This window comes from Mycobacterium sp., assembly GCF_035274705.1.
Lineage (GTDB): Bacteria > Actinomycetota > Actinomycetes > Mycobacteriales > Mycobacteriaceae > Mycobacterium.
This window is the reverse complement of record NZ_DATENY010000009.1, coordinates 1-2,925: the sequence shown is the minus strand read 5'-3', so window position 1 is coordinate 2,925 and position 2,925 is coordinate 1. Positions and strand designations below refer to the sequence as shown.

The following is a 2,925-nucleotide window of genomic DNA, read 5'->3' as shown; positions in this document are numbered from 1 at the left end:
ACAAGCGCGGCTCCCGAATAGCCACTCCGGCCCCCGTGACCGACCAGCGCTCGAGACGCCGGAGCGTGCTGGTCAATGCTCGTTGGCGGGCGGGTTGTCAATGGCCGGTCGAATGTAGCCGCTGGTGGCCTGTTGTGTGTCATCACTAGCGGCCAGATGAAAGTCCCCGCGTGGTGCGAGACGTGGCCAATGCAAAGTCTGCCCCGGGTGTCGCTGTCGGAACCTGAGCATCACCTCCTGTCGACGTGGGGTACGGGTCATTACTCATGAGGACCAACGGTTCGCGGGTCGCGGTGCGCTCGAGCTTCCTTCATTCGGAACGACTCACCAGACGTGACGACGACGATCGCGTGATGCAGGAGTCGATCGAGGAGCGAAGCCGCGGTTGTCTGGACCGGCAAGAAGTGACCCCATTGCTCGAACGGCCAATGACTCGCTAGGCCCAGGCTGCGGTGTTCATAAGCTGCAGCAACAAAGCGGAACAGCAGCTGAGAGCCGGTCTCGTCGAGGGGAGCAAAGCCAAGCTCGTCGATCAAGACCAGGTCGTTGCGCAAGACGGTGTGGATCAGCTTGCCGACGGTGTTGTCGGCCAAGCCGCGGTAGAGCGCCTCGACCAGATCGGCGGCGACGAAATAGCGCACGCGGAGTCCGCGCTCGACCGCGCGATAGCCAACCCCGATGAGGCTGTGGCTCTTGCCCGTGCCTGCCGGGCCCACCAGCAGTAAATTCTCGGTGGCGCGAATCCACTCCAGTGAGGCCAGGTAGTCGAAGGTTGGGCGTGGGATGGACGAGGCGGTGACGTCGAAGCTGTCCAGCGTTTTGGCAGCTGGGAAGCCTGCCTGTTTGAGACGGATCTGGCGGTTGGCCTGATCACGACCAGCTATCTCGGCGGCGATCAGCGTACGCAGCACATCCTCCGGTGGCCAGCGCTGGGTGCGTGCCGTCTGGAGCACCTCGGCTGCCTGCTCGCGGATGGTGGCCAGGCGCAGGCGACGCAGACCGTCGATCACGTCTTGCGGGACCGGGTCGGCGGCGGCCATCACAGCAACGCTCGCTGCACCAATGCGTAGGCGCTGAGTGGACGGATCGGGACCACCGGCAGGTTGAGCGCGAGCTGCTCGCCCGCGCGCACCGGCGTGGGCAGTCCGCGGCCAGCATCGAGGATGGCGCGCACATCGGCGGCTTTGAAGCGTCGGAAGCGCGTGGCGCGACTCAGCGCTCGCACGACGGCGGTGTGGCCCCAGATCGGGACGAGTTCGACGATGGCCGCCAACTCACTCTCGAGGCGCAACGTGCCCGCCGCAGCGGCACTGCGCAGGAACGCCTCGGCGCTGGGACCCAGCCCCAGGAAGGCAACCTCAGCGGTTGTGCGTGGACGGATACCGCGCGTGGGCCGTCGCGCTGGATCTGCCAGATCACCGAATGCGACCTCGCCCGGTCCGACCGGATCGTGCCGCACGATCTCGGCGCCGCCGTGATGGATGACGACCTTGTCCTCATCGGCGGCAACTTCGACGTGCTGGCCGATCAATGACTCGGGCACCAGGTAGCGGGCCGAGCCGAAACGAATGCTGCCGCGACGATCCACGGTGCGCTGGGTTGCACCTCGCAGCGGAGGACGCAGCGATGGCAAGGGTCGCAGGATCTGGGATTCATTGGCCAGCCGCTCACTGGGTACCGCGCACGTTTCGCTGTGAACGCACGCGTTGACTTCGGCACACCAGCTCCGCGCGGCGGCGTTGGCCACGGCCAGGTTCGGCCAACCACCATCCGGGATGGACGGGATAATCAGGTCGGTTTGCGCGTACCCGGCGAGGTGCTCGACGATGCCTTTCGACTCAGGATCTGCCGCTTCACAGAAGTCTGGACGGCACCCATACCGAGCGCAGAATTGCACGTACTCCGGGTGCGGCACCACCACGTTGGCCACCGTGCTTGCCCGCAGACAGGCCATGCGATCAGTGAGCAGCACGTTTGGGACGCCGCCGAGTTCCTCGAAGCATTCGGCCAGCAGGCTCAGCGTGGTCAGCCGCGTCTCGTCCAGCGCGAAGCGAATGAATCGATACCGACTCCAGGCCAGCACGGCACAGAAGACGTGCCAGCCGGCCTCGGTGGCCCAGTCGAACACCAGATGCTCGCCCGGCACCGGGACCCAGGGTCGATACGTTCGTCGCTGCTTGCTCCAGGTGGCTTTGGCAGTAGCGACCGCACGACGGAAGTTCCTCGACGAGCCGTCATAGCCACCCGTGCGCGCGACGACCAGCAGCCGCTTGGCTGAAATCCGGCCATCGGTGGCCCGGACGCGGTCGGCGATCAGCTCCAAAACAGCTTCCGTGTTGCGCACCCGTGGTGGCGGCGGGCGACGACCCACCTGACCGACTGCCCGCCGCTCGAGCACACGCTTCACCGTCTTGGCCGTGGTGCCGCACAACGCGGCCGCGCCGCGGTACGTGCCGACCAATTCGAAGGCGTTGACAATCTCCATCTCATCCCTCAGACACTTCATGGGCGTCCCCTCCCGAGTCGACCTGCTGTGGCTTGGTACCTCCAGCATGTACTCGCCCGGGTGGGGGCGCCTCTTCGCTTAGCTCACGTGAGGGCGTGGACTTTCAAGTGGCCACCGGCAATTCCATCGTTGGCCACCAACGACGACTTTCAACCGGCCACCTGTGTGTACATTCGCATGGCCAGGGACAACGCTGGCTGAGGCGATCCGTCCACTGGCCGACGAGGTCAACCGCATTGGCCTGCAAATCGTCGCGACCACTGCCGCCGAGGAGGTGATCGCGCAGACCGGCGCGCAAAGGCTCTTCTTACGAGGAGCAACTGGTGCACCTGCTTCAGCTACGCGCCGGCCATGGGCGCCGCCTTGCTGCATGTTGGTCCCGACAACCGCCCGGGCGACATCCTGCTCGACTTCGGCGA

General features: G+C 65.7%; 2 protein-coding genes. Both read right to left on the bottom strand.

Annotation, left to right across the window (positions count from 1 at the left end; all coding sequences use genetic code 11):
- Positions 1 to 260: 260 nt before the first annotated feature.
- Positions 261 to 1,040 carry an IS21-like element helper ATPase IstB gene (istB, locus tag VJV41_RS02225; RefSeq protein WP_325330653.1) on the bottom strand — a complete coding sequence of 260 codons (780 nt, stop codon included), beginning with the start codon at positions 1,038 to 1,040 and terminating at the stop codon, positions 261 to 263.
- Positions 1,040 to 2,506: an IS21 family transposase gene (istA, locus tag VJV41_RS02220; protein WP_325330651.1), complete on the bottom strand. Its 1,467-nt coding sequence runs from the start codon at positions 2,504 to 2,506 to the stop codon at positions 1,040 to 1,042. The genes istB and istA overlap by 1 nt, the downstream gene beginning before the upstream one ends.
- Between the last annotated feature and the right edge of the window lie 419 nt (positions 2,507 to 2,925).